At 70.1% G+C, this 15,200-nt stretch carries 11 protein-coding genes; 4 read left to right on the top strand and 7 right to left on the bottom strand.

All coding sequences use genetic code 11. The annotated features are described in order from the left end of the window. Positions 1–184: 184 nt before the first annotated feature. From VF647_05670 to VF647_05685, 4 genes are all read left to right on the top strand, one after another. Positions 185–1,030: an acyltransferase gene (locus VF647_05670; protein ID HEX8451561.1), complete on the top strand. Its 846-nt coding sequence runs from the start codon at positions 185–187 to the stop codon at positions 1,028–1,030. A gap of 29 nt (positions 1,031–1,059) precedes the next feature. Next, a complete protein-coding gene (locus tag VF647_05675; GenBank protein ID HEX8451562.1) occupies positions 1,060–2,190 on the top strand; it encodes a hypothetical protein in 1,131 nt (376 codons plus the stop codon). 186 nt (positions 2,191–2,376) lie between these two features. Beyond that, positions 2,377–2,829 carry a PTS sugar transporter subunit IIA gene (locus VF647_05680; protein HEX8451563.1) on the top strand — a complete coding sequence of 151 codons (453 nt, stop codon included), beginning with the start codon at positions 2,377–2,379 and terminating at the stop codon, positions 2,827–2,829. A 19-nt stretch (positions 2,830–2,848) separates the two neighbouring features. After that, positions 2,849–3,205 carry a C4-type zinc ribbon domain-containing protein gene (locus VF647_05685; protein ID HEX8451564.1) on the top strand — a complete coding sequence of 119 codons (357 nt, stop codon included), beginning with the start codon at positions 2,849–2,851 and terminating at the stop codon, positions 3,203–3,205. Between the two features lie 122 nt (positions 3,206–3,327). Here the strand turns inward: VF647_05685 and VF647_05690 are convergent, their stop codons facing one another. From VF647_05690 to VF647_05720, 7 genes are all read right to left on the bottom strand, one after another. Beyond that, positions 3,328–3,831 carry a hypothetical protein gene (locus VF647_05690; GenBank protein HEX8451565.1) on the bottom strand — a complete coding sequence of 168 codons (504 nt, stop codon included), beginning with the start codon at positions 3,829–3,831 and terminating at the stop codon, positions 3,328–3,330. A gap of 384 nt (positions 3,832–4,215) precedes the next feature. Continuing rightward, entirely contained in the window at positions 4,216–4,860 is a 645-nt protein-coding gene (udk, locus tag VF647_05695; protein ID HEX8451566.1) for a uridine kinase, read from the bottom strand. A 159-nt stretch (positions 4,861–5,019) separates the two neighbouring features. Beyond that, positions 5,020–8,220, bottom strand: a complete 3,201-nt coding sequence (locus tag VF647_05700; GenBank protein HEX8451567.1) for a TonB-dependent receptor — start codon at positions 8,218–8,220, stop codon at positions 5,020–5,022. 176 nt (positions 8,221–8,396) lie between these two features. Beyond that, a complete protein-coding gene (locus VF647_05705; GenBank protein HEX8451568.1) occupies positions 8,397–9,815 on the bottom strand; it encodes a pyridoxal-phosphate dependent enzyme in 1,419 nt (472 codons plus the stop codon). Then, positions 9,812–10,216: an energy transducer TonB gene (locus tag VF647_05710; protein ID HEX8451569.1), complete on the bottom strand. Its 405-nt coding sequence runs from the start codon at positions 10,214–10,216 to the stop codon at positions 9,812–9,814. Before VF647_05710 ends, VF647_05705 begins: the two co-directional genes overlap by 4 nt. After that, complete coding sequence (gene mutS / locus VF647_05715; protein ID HEX8451570.1) at positions 10,213–12,792, bottom strand: DNA mismatch repair protein MutS; 2,580 nt, start codon at positions 12,790–12,792, stop codon at positions 10,213–10,215. Before mutS ends, VF647_05710 begins: the two co-directional genes overlap by 4 nt. Before the next feature lie 344 nt (positions 12,793–13,136). Next, positions 13,137–15,200 (bottom strand): AAA family ATPase (locus VF647_05720; protein ID HEX8451571.1); only part of this gene is annotated, 2,064 nt, incomplete at its 5' end.

Here is a 15,200-nt window from a genome sequence, read left to right on the forward strand (position 1 = left end):
GCCCCGCCACACCGACCCTCGTAGGGGCCGCCCCACGTGGCTGCCCGTGCCCGCCCGAGCGCCGTCGTATGCGGCCCGCACCGATGCCCTCCGCGCCGTCCCGCGTTTGACTCCCCGCCCGCCGCCGCTCTACCTTTCCGCCCTGGACGCACCAACCAAACGCACACCCGCGAAGGCCCCGCCCATGCCCATATATCCGCTGCGCAACCTGCAACCGGCCGCCGATGCGACCGCGCTGTACGACCGGTGGCTCGGGGAGCTGCAGGAGGCGCTCGCCCGCGGCGACGACCGCTGGGAGCTGTGCCGCCAGACGCTGACCGCGCTCTGGTATCCAGGAATGGCCGGCGTGGACCCGCGCAACCTCCCGCTCGCCGTGCAGGCGTCGCTGGCGCAGATGGACGCGCGCAACGTCACCCTGGAGCCGGAGTACTACGCCGAGATCGACGTGGAGCGCTTCTACGAGCGCAAGCCGCTGCTGTGGATGTGGCAGATGTTCGACCGCAGCCCCATGGGCGGAAACGTGCACCTGGGCGTGCACTTCCGCCGGGCGCTCGCGCCGTACCTCTTCAAGCGCGTGGGGAAGAACTTCAAGTGCTTCCACTTCGTCGAGTTCTCGTACGGCTACAACCTGGAGGTGGGCGACGACGTGGTGGTGCACCGCAACGTCCTGCTCGACGACCGCGGCGGAATCGTGCTGGGGAACGGCGTGTCGATCTCCGACTACGCCAACATCTACTCCCACACGCACTCCATCGTGGACCAGCGCGACGTCAGCAACCTGCAGACGGTGCTGGGAGACGGGGTGCGCATCACCTACCACGCCACGGTGCTGGCCGGGACGCACGTGGGGGAGAACGCGATGGTGGGCGCGATGGCGGTGGCCACCAAGGACGTGCGGCCCTACCACGTCAACGTGGGCATCCCCGCCAAGTCGGTGCGGGTGAAGCCCAACGCACCGCCCGAGGTGTACAAGGTAACGCTCCGCAGCCAGGGAACCGCCTCCGGGGCATCCGCCGCGGGAGAAGGGTGAGCGGCGCAACCACACGAGGCCAGCAGACCATGAGCGATACCACCACCGTGCCGGTGGAGACCACCGATCCCGTCAACGCCCGCATCCTGGCCGTCTCCGAGGACCGGGTGCAGGGCTTCCAGGACGAGCCGTTCCAGGAGATCGCCCGCCTCGCCGAGGTGGATCTGGAGACGGTGCTGGAGCGCATCCGCGCGATGCTCGCGTCGGGCACCATCCGCCGCGTGCGGCAGACGCTGATGGCCACCAACCTGGCCCCCGGCGCGCTGGTGGCGTGGCAGGTGCCGCCCGAGCGGCTGGACGACGCCTTCGAGTACATGTTCCGCGAGGACCCGTTCTCCGGCCACGTCGTCATCCGCTCCACCGACCGCGAGACGCAGGGCTCGAAGTACCGGCTGTGGACGACGCTCAAGGTGCCGCAGGGCTTTTCGATGGACAAGCACGCGCGCTTCCTGATGGAGCGCACCGGCGCCCTCGCCTACAAGCTCCTGCCGGCGCACAAGCTGTTCGCGCTGGGCGTGGGCCACGTGCGCAGGCGCGGCCTGGAGCCCGGCGCCCGCTCCGAGGAGCCCGGCCAGGTGCTGGACACCAACATCGTGGAGCTGTCGGACCTCGAGTGGCGCATCCTCGAAGCCCTCAAGCGCGAGTTCGCCACCGAGGAGATCACCGACCACCCGTGGACCGCGCGGGCCGAGGAGGCGGGCGTGCCGCTGGAAGAGTTCCTCCAGATCGCCCGGGACCTCAACCGGCGCGGAGTGATCGGCCGCTTCTCCACCTTTCTGGAGCACTACAAGCCCAACGCCTCGGGCGAGCGGGTGACGCGCTACAACGCCCTCTTCCACTGGCGCGTTCCCCAGGGGCGGGAGCTGGACGCGGGGCGCGAGGTGGGCCGCCACTTCGTGATGACGCACGCCTACTGGCGCGAGGGCGGGCCGGAGTTCGGTGGCGTCAACATCATGGGCGTGGCGCACGGCACCGAGAAGGAGATGGTGCTCGCCCACAAGGCCGCCATCGACCAGCACCTGGAAGAGGCGGGCATCCCCGTCGGCTACACCAACGTCTTCTGGGGCGGGCGCAGCGAGATCAAGCCGTCCGAGATCTCGCCCTTTGCCTACGCGGAGTGGTGCCGCCGCAACGGGATGGACCCCGACGCGATGCGCTGACGCGACTGGGGCGGAGAAGCGCGGAACGGAGGCATGGAGAGGATGTTTCTCTCCGTGCCTTCGCTCGTATGGGCATCGAATGGGATAAGTTGTTGGTTTTGACAGGCATGGGCGGGGCGCTTACATTCCGGCGTCCTTGACCGGACCCTGAAAGCCGACTCGTGTAAATCACCGGGAATTGCAGATATGGAACTTCGCGAATTCTTCAACGAAGACGCGATCCAGCTCGACCTCAAAGGCGAGAGCAAGGATGAGATCCTCAAGGAGCTCATCGCCCTGCTCAAAGTCGACGAGAAGTCGCAGGGGATCCTCTTCAAGATGCTGAAGCGCAGGGAAAACCTGGGCTCCACCGGAATCGGCAGGGGGATCGCCATCCCCCACTGCCGCTCGCTGGTGGTGAACCGGCTGCGCGTGGCGTTCGGCCGCAAGACATCGGGGGTGGACTTCAAGGCCATCGACGAGCAGCCGGCGCGCTACTTCTTCATGATCGTGGCGCCGCCGCTGGAGGTGTCCAACCAGTACCTGCCCGTACTGGGCAAGATCGCGCAGTTCTCCAAGGAGCCGGACGTGTCCACCCGGCTCGACCAGCTCACTAATCCTTTGGAATTCCTCGCGCTCCTTCAGGAGAAGGGCGTCTGAGGCGCGGAGAGTCCCACGTATGCACCCCCAGTTGGAAGCATTGCTGGAGATCCAGGACCTGAAGACGCAGCGCCGCGAGCTGGGGGAGAGCTCGTCCCGCGACGTGCAGGAAGCCGTCTTCGGGCTGAGCACGGACGTAGCGCTCACCATCCTGGACGAAAAGATCGCGGAGATGGAGGAGGCGCTGGCCCCCGAGGTCCGCGGGCGCTACCGCCGGATGGCGGGCAAGCAGACCCGCGTGGTGGTCCCGGTCATCCGGGGCACCTGCTACGGCTGCTTCGTCCAGATCCCCACCGCCCTCGCCTCCGACGCGGACCGGAACGAGGAAGTGCGCTCGTGCCAGAGCTGCGGGCGGTTTCTGTATCTGATCGATTGAAAAGAAGTGCGTGAGTGCGTTAGTGCGTGAGTGCGCTGGATCCAAACGCACTAACGCACTCACGCACTAACGCACCCGCTGTAAAACGTGAAGCCGGCCGGGATCTAGATCCGCGGCCGGCTTCACTGTCTTCGGAAGATGGGGGGTATGAAGCGCGAGCGCTTCGCGGGATTGGCGACGATGATGCGGATCAGGTCCGGCTCGCGCCGGTCGCCCACCACCAGCTCGCAGTAGTAGAGCCCCGAGGGGGCGCGCCTTCCGTTCAGGTCCCGGCCATCCCAGTAGGCCACCTTGCGGCCCGGCTCCGTGTAGCGGAGCCCCTGCACGCGCACGTCCCGGCCGCGGGGATGGCCGACCGCCTTGGGGATGGCGATCAGCTGACGAAACATGTTTACGATTCGGATGGTGACGACCCGGGGCTCGCCATCCTTGAACAGGCCTTCCTCCAGGTAAAACGGGATGTATGTATCCGGGTTCGGCGGATTGGGGTAGTTCTGCTCCAGCCGGTAGCCCTTGGACGGCACCACCGGGGCTCTTTCGTCGGGGTCCTGCCCCCATAGCGCGGGGGGGAGCCCCAGCCCGAAGAGCGCCAGGAGCAGGAGCAGAACCGGGGGTGCACGCAGCATCAGCACCTCATTCGGTCCGTGGATCGCGCTCGGTGTGCTCCTCCGGAATCGCGGGGGTTCGTAACAGGGTTTCGTTGTGAGTATACCGGAACCGCGCCGGGCCGGTCAAGCCGAATGCGCGACCAGTGCAGCCGGGCGAGTGAACTCGCTGCAACAACAGCACAAAGTCCGCCTTCGCGGACTCCGAGTCGGATGCCGGTTGCACGAGCCGGCTTCAGCCGCCTTCCCGTAGTTCCAGCCGGGGGCTTTAGCCCCCGGTGACCCGGCGCCACAACCTGTCAATCGGGCACCGATCCCACCCCCACAACCTGCGAAGGCAGGTTTCCCGCCGTTGTTGCAGCGGTTTCAACCGCCGGCCTCACCGGTTTCAACCGCCCCCACCCCTCACCCCTCCCCCGCCTCCGCCCTCGCCTTCTCCGCCAGCCGCTCCCGAATCCGAGCCGCGATCACCTCGATGCCGGCGGTGTTCTGCCCGCCGCGCGGAAGGATGACGTCCGCGTAGCGCTTGGTGGGCTCCACGAACTCGAAGTGCATGGGACGAACGGTGTTCAGGTACTGGTCGATCACCGCGTCCAGCGAGCGCCCGCGCGTCTGGATGTCGCGGCGCAGGCGGCGGATGAAGCGCACGTCCGCCTCCGTGTCCACGAAGATCTTGAGGTCGAACATGTCCCGCAGGCGCGCGTCGGCAAAGAGGAGGATGCCGTCCACCAGGATCACGTGGCGCGGCGCGATCCTCACCGTCTCGGCGGCGCGGGTGTGGCGGGTGAAGTCGTAGACGGGCTTCTCCACCGCCTCCCCCGCCAGCAGCCGCTCCAGCTGCCCGATCAGCAGGTCGTTGTCCAGCGAGTCGGGGTGGTCGAAGTTCATCCGCTGCCGCTCCTCCACCGTCATGTGGGCGAGGTCGCGGTAGTAGGCGTCGTGGTCGATGAACACCGCCGAGTCCAGGTGCAGCGACTGGTAGATGCGGCGCGCCACGGTGGTCTTCCCCGAGCCGGTGCCCCCGGCGATCCCGATCAGGAACGGTTTCATCTGCCGTGCGAAGTGGAGTCCAGGCGTGCCCGGCCGCGCGGCCGGCGCGCACGGTTGTAGCCCGCGGCGGCGGCGGGCGCAAGGGTACCAAAGAAGAGCGGGGCGGCTCTCAGGCCGCCCCGCTCCTCTTTGCGCAGTCCATCTCCGTCCCGGGGGGACTTAGAAGAGGTAGCGCGCGCCGAGCTGGATCTGGTAGCGCGAGCCGAGGTTGCTCGGCTGGAACACCTGGCGCCCGGCCGCGAACGGCGCGAGCTCAACACGGCCGTTGGCGTTCGGCGTGTTGTTGGTGACGCGCAGGAGCGGATCGCTCTGGTTGGCGACGCTCTCGTTGAAGCCCCAGCTACGGTTGAGCAGGTTGCCGAAGTTCAGCACGTCCAGCGTGAGCTGCACGTTCTGCTTGCCCACCGAGGGAACGGTCTGCGCCAGCCGGACGTCGAAGCGGTTGCTCCACGGCTGGTTGCAGGCGTTCCGCTGCAGCACCTTGCCGCGCGACTCGCGCAGGCACTCCACGCGGTTGATGAAGGCGTTCAGGTTCGCCCACGACTGCTCCGGCGTGAGCGGCTGCGTGGCCGACGCGGCCTGGAAGCGGACCTCGCCGATGCTGCGCGGGATGTAGATCAGGTCGTTGCTGGTGGCGTTGTCGTTGTTCACGTCGCCGTCGTACCGGTACGAGTACGGCCGGCCGCTCTCGCCTTCGTAGATGAAGGAGATCTCGGTGGGCGCGCGGCGGATGAAGTTGGCGCTGTAGGTGCCGCTCGCGAGGATGCGGTGCTTCACCAGCCAGTCCGACGGCCGCAGGTTCGGGTCGTTCGGATTGGCGTCCGCCAGGTTGAACACGAAGTTCGAAGACGCCGTGCTGGAGCGCAGCGGGTTCACGTCCTTCGAATCCGTGTACGTGTACGCCAGCCGCACGTCCAGCGTGCGGGAGAACGTCTTCTGTAGCTGCCCCGTGAGGCTGTACGTGTAGTTCTCGTCCGTGTTGTAGACCTCGTACACCTCGCCCAGGCGGGCCAGGCCGCTGGTCGCCGGGAACGAGCCGTTCGGGTAGCGCCGCGAGAAGCGCGGACGACCCTCCACGTAGCCGCCCGTGGCGACCGGGCCCGTAAGCGAGTCCGTGCGGATCGCCAGGTTGCGGTACACCGGGTCGCTGAGCGACTGGTTGAAGAGCCCCTCGAACGTCACCACGAAGTCGCGCGGCAGGCGGCGGTCGACGCCGAACGAGGCGCGGAACACCTGCGGCAGCTTGAAGTTCGGCGAGAGCGTGTTGATCTCGTTGGGCGTGAAGCTGGTCGCCCCGGTGCACGCGGTGGGCTGCTTGGTCGGGTCCGTGACGAACGCCGGCACGCTGGGCGTGTTGCACGTGAAGCGGACGTAGTCCAGCCCCGTGTTGCCGAAGGCGTTCGACACCCACACGTACGGCGTACGGCCGCTGAACAGGCCCACGCCGCCGCGCACCTGCGTCACCTGGTCACCGGTGAGGTCCCAGTTGAAGCCGAGGCGCGGGGAGAACTGCATGTCCTCGCCGCCCACGGTGCCGGTGTTGCGCTGGTAGTACTTGGCGACCGAGTCGTTCTGCGCCGGCTTGTCAGGGAAGCTCGTCCGGTCCAGGCGCAGCCCGGCGGTGATCGTCAGGTTGTCCTGCGCCTCCCACTGGTCCTGCAGGTAGGCGGAAAGCTGCCGCACCTTGAACTCCGCCCGCTCACGCGCGTTCGGGTTGGCCGGGTTCAAAAAGGTGTAGGAGTACTGGTTCGGCGTCCCGGCCTTGAGCGCCGTGGTGTCCGCGAAGCGGTAGTTGCCGTAGATGTTCTGCGCGAACAGGTTGCTGAACTCGAAGAACTCGTTGTGCGTGCCCAGCGTGATGCGGTGGGCCCCCGCCGAGAGCGTCAGGTCGTTCGTGACCTCGATGAGGTCCTGGTTCAGCGCGTTGGCCACCGAGCTGTTCTCCGGACCCGCCACCACGAAGTTGGTGCCGCCCGCGCCCACGCGCACGAAGGGAAGCTGAACCGTCCCCGGGTTGCGGCGCTCGCGGATGGTGGTGCGGTTGACGCGGAGCTCGTTGGACAGGTTCGAGCCGAAGGTGCTGTTCAGCTGCGCCACGGTGGAGTTCGTCTTGCTGTCGAACTTGTACAGCGTGTTCCCCAGCTGGTACAGGTCGTTGCGCCGCGCCAGGTTGTCGTCGAACGCATCCACGTAGTTGTTGCGGATGGTCAGGCGCTGGTTGGGCGACAGGTTGAAGTCCAGGCGGCCGAAGATGTTGGTGCTCTCACGGCCTAGCTTGACCTCGCCCACCGTGCCCGGATCGTAGCCGTACTGCGTCGTCAGGATCTGCGAGATGCGGGTGGCCAGCGGGTCGCTGATCGACGACTGCTGCCCGGCCACGAAGCCCGTGGGCGACTCGCGGTCCGTGCGCTCGCCGGCCACGAAGAAGTGCACCTTGTTGCGGATGATCGGCCCGCCCAGCGAGGCGCCGAAGTTGGTCTCGTTGAAGTTGCTGTACTCCGGCGACAGCGCGATCGAGTCGGCCTGCCGGAAGCGGTAGCGCCCCACGAGCTCCTGGTCGCGGGTGAAGAACGACGCGCTCCCCGAGAAGCGGTTGGTGCCGCTCTTGGTGACCGCGTTGATCCCCGCGCCCGTGAAGCCGCCCTGCCGCACGTCGAACGGCGCCAGCACCACCTGGAGCTCCTGGATCGCCTCCATGGTGATGGGGCGCGTGCCCGCCGAGCCGCCCGGCGTGCCGCTGGCCGAAAGGCCGAACAGGTCGTTGTTGACGGCGCCGTCGATCTGGATGTTGTTGAAGCGCGAGTTGCGCCCCGCCGCGTTGCTGCCGCCGCCCGACGTGGCGATCTGCGGCACCAGGCGCGTGAAGTCCGAGAGGTCGCGGCTGATGGTGGGGAGGCGCTGGAGGGCGCTGTCCCGCACCGTGGTGGCCGGACCCGTGCGCGTGCGCGAGAAGGTGGCGCCCGAGCGCTCGGCGCGCGCGGTGATCCCTTCGATGGCGATCGCCTGCGCGGCGAGGCTGAAGTCCAGGCGCAGGGTCTGGCTGAGCGTCAGCGTCACCCCGGTGCGCGTCTGCGGCGCCAGGCCCAGGCCGCTCACTTCCACGCGGTAGCCGCTTCCCGGCTGGAGGCCGGTGACCAGGTAGCGCCCGTCTTCGCGCGTCACCACGCGGCTCTGGGCGCCGGTGGAGCCGCTGGTCACCAGCACGCGCGCGCCGGCGACCGGCGCGCCCGCGGCGTTGGTGACGCGGCCCGACACGGCGGACGTGGTGACGCCCTGTGCCTGCGCGCCTCCCGTCCAGCCGAACGCCAGCAGCATCGCGCATAGGAGCGCGGCTGCCGTCTGCGAACAGCGTTTGATCATGTTTTCTCGGGGGAGATTGAGAGTTTCCAGCCACGACCCGGGCACCTGCCCGGGGCGCGCATTACACTAGCCGCGCCCGGACGCGCCGGGTAGCGGTGAATGTAACGTGTTTGCCACGCCGGGCAAGACTTCCGTCCACCTTTCTCAAGAGTTGGAAGGGCTTGCCCCGGCGGCCTTCACCGGCCGTCGGTCACGTAGCGAAGGACGTCGTAACGGGTGATGATCCCCGCCAGCCGCCCGTCGTGGCGCACCAGCACGGCCGGGTTCTGCCGGTTCAGCAGCCGGGTGATTCCCGGCAGGTCCACGTGCGCGTCCACCACCGGCAGCGGCGCGTCCATCAGGTGCTGCACGGACTTGTCCAGCGTGGCCGTGTTCTCCAGCACGCGCGACATCAGCGTGGCCTCGGAGAGGTGCCCCACGCAGTCGCCCTCGCTCACCACGGGGAGCTGCGAGATGTTGTGCTGCGTGATGAACCCCAGCGCCTGCCTCACCGGCGTCTCCGGCGACACGGCGATCAGCTGCGCCGGCGCGTTGTCGCCCTTGCCGCCGACCATGTCGCGAGCCGTCACGCGCGACGGCTCCAGCATCCGGTTCTCCCGCATCCACTCGTCGTTGTAGATCTTGGAGAGGTAGCGCTCGCCGGTGTCGCACAGGATGAAGACGACGCAGGCGTCCGGGTCGTCGATCTCGCGCGCCACGTCCAGCGCCACCTGGCAGATCAGCCCCGCCGAGCCGCCGACGAACAGCCCCTCCTCGCGCGTCAGGCGGCGCGCCATCCCCAGCGACGCGCGGTCCTCGACGTAGCGCCACTCGTCCACCACGCTCATGTCCAGCGTGCCGGGGATCTTGTCCTGCCCGATCCCTTCCACCTTGTACGGCGCCGCCTCCGGCTTCGTCCCCGTCGCCGCGTAGCCCGCCAGGATGGAGCCCACCGGGTCGCCGCCGATGACGCGCACCTCCGGGTTGCGCTCCTTGAGGAAGCGCCCGACGCCCGTCAGCGTGCCGCCGGTGCCCGCCGCGGAGACGAAGTGGGTGATGCGCCCCTCCGTCTGCTCCCAAATCTCGGGCGCGGTGGTGGCGTAGTGCGCCGCGGGGTTGGCCTGGTTGTAGAACTGGTTGGCGAGAATGGCGTTGGGGGTCTCCTGGGCGATCCGCTTCGCCATCATCACGTAGTTGTCCGGGTGGTCCGGCGCCACCGCGGTCGGCGTCACGATCACCTCGGCGCCGAACGCCTTGAGCAGGCGCACCTTCTCCTGGCTCATCTTGTCCGGGATGGTGAAGATGCAGCGGTACCCCTTGATGGCGGCCGCCAGCGCCAGCCCCACGCCGGTGTTGCCGCTGGTGCCCTCAACCACGGTGCCGCCGGGGCGCAGCTCCCCCGCGCGCTCGGCCGCCTCGATGATGGCGGGCCCCACGCGGTCCTTGACGCTGCCGCCGGGGTTCATGAACTCCGCCTTGCCGTACACCGGGGTGCGGATCCCCGCCGTCACCTGGTTGAGGCGGATCAGCGGAGTCCACCCCACCGCCTCCACGATGTTGGCGTAGGGGCGCGTGTGGCGCGGGCGGGCCAGGAGCTGCTCGGCGAAATCGGTCATGGGACCACGGACTTGGGGGATGGGTCGCGCGCCGAATCGGCGGCGGCACCCGAATCGAACTTCACGGGAAGTATGAACCACGCGCCCACCGGCTCTTCGCCACGCCGGGCGGGCTCGAACTTGAGAGAACGGCTCCCGGCCAGCGCGGCCGCGTCGAACGCCTCGTAGCCGCTGGTGCGCTCCACGCGCACGCTGTCCACGGCGCCCTGGGCGGTGATGTAGAGGCGCAGCAGCGTCTCGCCCTCGACCTGCGCCTCCCACAGCTCTTCAGGGTACTGGAAGGGCGAGCCCTCCTTCCCCACCGCGTTCCGGAGCGGCTCGATGGGACGCGGCGCCGTCATCGCCTCCTGCCGCGCGTCGCAGGCGGCCAGCAGCAGCACGAGCGCGAGGAGGCGCGTCATGAGCGCGCAGTCTCCGCCAGCTCGGCGAGGAGCGCGAGCGCCTGCATCGGGGTCACCTGGTTCACGTCCACCCGCCGCAGCCGCGCGACGGCGGGGTGCGGATCGGGCTCGAACAGGGCGAGCTGCGCCGGAAGCTGCGCGCGTCCGTTGCTGGGCGGGGCGGGCTCGGCCTGCGCCTCCAGCTCGCGCAGGATCTCACGGGCGCGCTCCACCACCGTGCCCGGAAGGCCGGCCAATCGCGCGACCTCCACGCCGTACGAGCGGTCCGCGCCTCCCGCGATCAGGCGGCGCAGGAAGACGATGTCCTCCCCCACCTCGCGCACGGCGACGGAGAAGTTGACGACGCCGCCGAGCCGCTCCGCCAGCCGGGTGAGCTCGTGGTAGTGCGTCGCGAACACCGTCTTGGCGCCGGTCACGTCGTGCAGGTGCTCGGTCGTCGCCGTGGCGACGCTCAGCCCGTCCCAGGTGGAGGTGCCGCGGCCGATCTCGTCCAGCAGCACCAGGGAGCGGGCGGTGGCGCCGTGCAGGATCGCCGCCGTCTCGTTCATCTCCACCATGAAGGTGCTCTGCCCGCGCACCAGGTTGTCCGACGCGCCCACGCGCGTGAAGATGCGGTCGACGATCCCGACGCGCGCCGTCCGCGCCGGCACGAACGACCCGATCTGCGCCAGGAGCACGATGAGCCCGACCTGGCGCAGGACGGTGCTCTTCCCCGCCATGTTGGGTCCCGTCAGGATCATCACCCGCCGCTCCGAGTCGAGGCTCAGGTCGTTGGGGATGAACTCCTCGCGCGGCATCATCGTCTCCACCACCGGATGGCGCCCGCCGCGGATCTCCAGCGCGAACCCGTCGTCGACGTCCGGGCGGCAGAAGTCGCGGCGGCAGGCGGCCTCGGCCAGCGCGGCGAGCACGTCCACGGCGGCGACTCGCTCCGCCACCCGCTGGATGCGCGGCAGCTCCCGCGCGACGGACGCGCGCAGCTCGGCGAAGAGGCGCGTCTCCAGTGCCGCGATGCGCTCCTCCGCGCCCAGCACCTTCTCCTCCCACTCCTTGAGCTCGGGCGTGTAGTACCGCTCCGCATTCGCCAGCGTCTGCTTGCGGTGGTAGTCGGAAGGGACGCGGTCGGCGTGGGTGCGCGTGATCTCCAGGTAGTACCCGAAGACGCGGTTGAAGCCCACCTTGAGCGACGCGATCCCCGTCCGCTCCCGCTCGCGCGCCTGCAGCCGGGCGATCCAGTCCACCGCGCCGTCGCGCACCGAGCGCAGCTCGTCCAGCTCGGCGTTGAAGCCGGCGCGGATCACCCCGCCCTCCGCCGTCGCCACCGGCGCCTCGGGATCGACGGCGAGCGCCACCAGCTCGCGCACGTCGTCCATCGGCTCGATGGCCTCCAGGTGCTCCCGCAGCAGCGCCGCCTTGCGGTCCGCCAGCGCCGCGCGCAACGGAGGCAGGCGCCCGAGCGACGCGGCGAGCGCCAGCATCTCGCGCGGGTTCACGCGCCCGGTGCCCACCTTGACGCCCAGCCGCTCCAGGTCGCGGATCTCGGCCAGCGCCGCGCGGGCGTCGCGCCGCACCCCGTCGTCGCCGAACAGCTCCTCGACGGCGTCCAGGCGGGCGTTGATACGGTCGCCGTCCAGCAGCGGGGCCAGGAGCCAGCGGCGCAGGAGGCGGCCGCCCATGGGCGTGAGCGCCTCGTCCATCACCCCCAGCAGCGTCCCCTCCGCGCCGCCGCCGCGCAGCGTCTCCACCAGCTCCAGGTTGCGGCGCGTCATCTCGTCCAGCGGCATGGCGTGCCCGGGGCGCTCCACCCGCGGCGGCCGCAGCGCGCCGAAGCCGGCCGGCTGCACCTCGTTGAGGTACGCCACCAGCGCCCCCACCGCCCCCACCAGCGGCCCGTCCGCCGCCTCGAAACCGAAGCCGCTCAGGTTGGCGACGCGAAAGTGGCGCTGGAGCTCCTCCCGCGCTGTCCCCGGCTCGAACAGCCAGTCGCCGCGAAAGGTGCGCGTCGCCTCGGCGGGCGGGGTGCCGGGAAAGAGCTCCCACGAACGCGGAAGGAGGAGCTCCGCGGGCCGGGCGGCGCCCAGCACGTCCGCAAGCTCCTCCCACGCCACCGCCCGCACCGTCATCTCCCCCGTCGACAGGTCCGCCAGCGCCAGCGCGACGCTCCCCTCCCCCGCCGGGTCGCCCGAGATCGCCGCCAGGTAGTTGTTGCGGCGGGCATCGAGCAGGGCGTCGCTGAAGACGGCGCCGGGCGTCACCATCTCGGTGACCTCGCGGCGGACGAGGCCCTTGGCGAGGGCGGGGTCCTCCACCTGGTCGCAGATGGCCGCGCGCCGGCCGAGCCCCACCAGCTTGCGCAGGTAGTTCTCCAGCGAGTGCGCGGGGATCCCCGCCAGCGGCGCCTTCGACCCGCCGTTGTTCCGCGAAGTGAGCGTGAGCCCCAGCAGGCTGGAGCCCTCCACCGCGTCCTCGTTGAACAGCTCGTAGAAGTCGCCGACGCGGAAAAACACGAACGCATCGGGGTGGCGCGCCTTGACCTCGCGCCACTGCATCATCAGCGGGGTGTCTTCCGACGACATTCCGGGTGGGGGACGGGAGCCGGTGCGGGCTGTAAGCCCTTGATTTTACAGCGGAATCGGGGTTGGGGCAACTGGCCCCCTCCCCCGCCTGCGGGGGCGCAGGGCGGGTGAGGGGGAGAACTCCCTGCCCCTCGCACAGACCTCGTAGGGGCGCGATTCATCGCGCCCGTGCCCGACCGCGCCCCGCCGCCCGCGTTGCAAACCGATGCCGTAGGGGCAGACCTGCGTGTCTGCCCACCCTCGCCGCCACCTCGACGCCCGCACCTTGCACCGAAACCCGTGGGGGCCGCCCCACGTGGCTGCCCGTGCCCGCCCGCGCACCACCGCCCGCCCCGTTCACCCACCTACGCCGTCTTCCGCTCCCCGTACTCCCACGCCCCCTGCAGCTCCACCCCGACCACCGACGACACCCCGGGCTCCTCCATCGTTACGCCATAGATCCAGTCCGCGGACTCCATGGTGCGCGGGTTGTGGGTGATGACGATGAACTGCGTCTGCTCCTTGAAGTCGTCCAGCAGCTGGATGAACCGGCCGACGTTGGACTCGTCCAGCGGCGCGTCCACCTCGTCGAAGAGGCAGAAGGGGGACGGCTTCACAAGGTAGATGGCGAAGAGGAGCGAGAGCGCGGTCAGCGTGCGCTCGCCGCCGGAGAGGAGGTGGATTCGCTGCGTCTTCTTGCCGCGCGGCGAGGCGTGGATCTCGATAGGCGACTCCAGCGGATCGTCGGGATCGGTGAGCCACACGTCGCACTCGCCGCCCTGGAAGAGCGACTGAAAGGTGCGGTGGAAGTTCGCGCGCACCGTGCCAAAGGTCGCCATGAACACCTCGCGCGCGGTGCGGTTGATCTGGCGGATGGCGTTCGCCAGGTCGTCGCGCGCGGTGGTGAGGTCGGTGCGCTGCTCGATGAGAAACTGAAGCCGGCGGTCCTCCTCCTCGTGCTCCTGCACGGCGAGCATGTTGATGGGGCCCAGCGCGCTCACCTGCTCCGCGACCTCCTTGACCTCCGCCCGCCACGCATCCGCGTCACCTTCTTCGACCGGCCGCGCGGCGGCGGCGAGGACGTCCCACGGGCGACCCCACTCCACCTCCAGCCGCTCGCGGGCGCGCAGGAGGCGGCCCTCCAGCTCGGCGCGCTCCAGCTGGCGGCGGTGGCGCTCCTCCCCGGCATCGGCCTCGCGGCGGCGGGCGACCCGGACCGCTTCCTCGGCCGCGACGGCTTCGGACTCGAGCTCGGCGAGGCGGGCGTCCAGGTTGGCGAGGGAGGCGGCCTGCTCGTCGCGCTCGCGGAAGAGAATCTCCACCTCGTCGCCCGCGCGGTCGCGCACCCCGGCCAGCCCTTCGAGCGAGCGGCGCAGCTCGGTGGCCTCGGCTTCGAGGGTGGCGCCGCGGCGAAGGGCGGCCTCGGCGCCGTTGCGGGCGGCGGCGAGCGCGCGCTCCGTCTCGCGCAGCTCGCCCTCCGCGCGCGCCAGCGCGACGCGCAGCTCGGACTCCTCGTCGCGCGCATCTTCCCAGCCCGCGTCCAGCTCGGCCAGACCGGCGCCGGCGCGCAGGGCCTCGGCGCCCGCATCGGAGGCGGCGCGGGCGAGCTGGCCCAGGCGCTCGTCCAGCGCGGCGATGCGGGCGGTGGCTTCGAGGGTGTCGCGCTGCGTGGCAACGATGGCGGCGTGCACCTCCTCGCGCTCCAGCTCCAGCCGGCCGCGGCGATGTCCATGCGCGGCGGCCTCGGCATCCAGGCGGCGCAGCTCGGCTTCGGTGACCCGCCGCATCTCCTCCGCCTCGCGTGCGCGCTCCTCCGCCTCGCCGAGCTGATTGACGAGGGAGTCGCGCTCGCGGACCAGGTGGTCGTGCGCCACCTCGGCGTCGGCAAGCTCGTCGCGGAGGCGGGCGAGCGCCTCGCGGCGGGCCAGGATTCCTTCGCCGGAGAGCGGCTGGCCGAGGCGGATCACGCCGCGCGCATCGACCGTGTCGCCCAGCGAGTCGACGCGGGCGCCGCCGAAGCCTTCCAGCGCGTCCTCCCCCGTTACGAACACGAGGCCCTCCAGGAAGACCTCCACCCACCCGTGCCCCTCGCCCGTGCCGGTGACGCCTAGCGAGTGCGCGGCGGGGAGCGCGTCGCGGACGCCGGGCGCGTCGAGCGGGAGGAGGAGGAGCGTTCCCCCGCCCTTCCACTCGTCGCGGAACCAGCGGCGCACCAGGCGGGCGGCATCCAGGTCCCGTACGACGACGGCCTGCAGGAGCGTGCCCAGGAACGACTCCACGGCGGCGGCGGTCTCGGCCTCGGCGGTGGTGGCGCGCACGAAGTCCGCGAGCGGCGCCAGGATGCCGGGGAAGCGCTCGCGGGCCCCCATCAGCGCCGTGACCGCGGGCGAGAAGCCCTCGTACGAGCGCTCCAGCGCCTCGCGCGCGGC

This window comes from Longimicrobium sp., assembly GCA_036387335.1.
In the GTDB taxonomy this organism is placed as follows: Bacteria; Gemmatimonadota; Gemmatimonadetes; order Longimicrobiales; family Longimicrobiaceae; genus Longimicrobium.

Excerpts from the sequence above, each read along its gene's own strand:
- VF647_05670 (HEX8451561.1), top strand. The coding sequence starts at position 185 with ATGCCCATATATCCGCTGCGCAACCTGCAACCGGCCGCCGATGCGACC.
- VF647_05675 (HEX8451562.1), top strand. The coding sequence starts at position 1,060 with ATGAGCGATACCACCACCGTGCCGGTGGAGACCACCGATCCCGTCAAC.
- VF647_05680 (HEX8451563.1), top strand. The coding sequence starts at position 2,377 with ATGGAACTTCGCGAATTCTTCAACGAAGACGCGATCCAGCTCGACCTC.
- VF647_05685 (HEX8451564.1), top strand. The coding sequence starts at position 2,849 with ATGCACCCCCAGTTGGAAGCATTGCTGGAGATCCAGGACCTGAAGACG.
- VF647_05690 (HEX8451565.1), bottom strand. The coding sequence starts at position 3,831 with ATGCTGCGTGCACCCCCGGTTCTGCTCCTGCTCCTGGCGCTCTTCGGG.
- udk (HEX8451566.1), bottom strand. The coding sequence starts at position 4,860 with ATGAAACCGTTCCTGATCGGGATCGCCGGGGGCACCGGCTCGGGGAAG.
- VF647_05700 (HEX8451567.1), bottom strand. The coding sequence starts at position 8,220 with ATGATCAAACGCTGTTCGCAGACGGCAGCCGCGCTCCTATGCGCGATG.
- VF647_05705 (HEX8451568.1), bottom strand. The coding sequence starts at position 9,815 with ATGACCGATTTCGCCGAGCAGCTCCTGGCCCGCCCGCGCCACACGCGC.
- VF647_05710 (HEX8451569.1), bottom strand. The coding sequence starts at position 10,216 with ATGACGCGCCTCCTCGCGCTCGTGCTGCTGCTGGCCGCCTGCGACGCG.
- mutS (HEX8451570.1), bottom strand. The coding sequence starts at position 12,792 with ATGTCGTCGGAAGACACCCCGCTGATGATGCAGTGGCGCGAGGTCAAG.